The following is a 610-nucleotide window of genomic DNA, read 5'->3' as shown; positions in this document are numbered from 1 at the left end:
GCGATTGCCTGCGGCGGCTGGGTGATTGATACGCCGGGCATGCGCACGCTCCATGTCAGCGATGCGGCGTCTGGTCTCGAAACGCTGTTCGCCGAGATCACGGAACTAAGCCCGCTCTGCCGCTTCCGCGACTGCACCCATGAGCACGAACCCGGCTGCGCGGTCCATGAGGCCGTTGCCAAGGGCGTGATCGACCCTGAGCGTTTGGCACGCTGGCGCAAGCTCGACCTAGAGAACAGGGCAAAGACACCGGAGATGAAGTGGTCGAGAGGGAGGGCCGGTAGGCGGGGCGTCTGATCCGGCCGAGCCCAAACCTCAGCCACTCGCGCCATTTTTAACTGGGCGGACTCCCAGCCTCTTGTCTTGGTCGAGCTCGTAAGCGCGTTCGTCAGGACCCGCCAATCGTGTCTGATCGACGACTTCCTCGTGGCGACGTTCCTTGAGGAAACAACACGGAACCTCTTAGCCCGGGACGAAGCGGTTAAGCTTCTGCCTCTCCGGGGCTGATGCACTCTTTAATCGCCTGGGAAAAGGCGATGATCGTTGCCTCTCGGTCTTCGGCGCACATAGCTCGGAACAGATTCAGGAAGTCATCGGTGCCGATCTGCAT

1 pseudogene is annotated in these 610 nt (G+C 61.3%); it reads left to right on the top strand.

What is annotated here, in order from left to right:
* A pseudogene (locus AB4118_RS34090) lies at nt 1–297 on the top strand (ribosome small subunit-dependent GTPase A); the annotation flags it as partial.
* Nucleotides 298–610: the final 313 nt, after the last annotated feature.

It is taken from the genome of Allobosea sp. 2RAB26 (assembly GCF_052115465.1).
Taxonomy (GTDB): Bacteria; Pseudomonadota; Alphaproteobacteria; order Rhizobiales; family Beijerinckiaceae; genus Allobosea.
The sequence above is the reverse complement of the archived record's forward strand: the minus strand, read 5'-3'. Positions and strand labels throughout refer to the sequence as shown.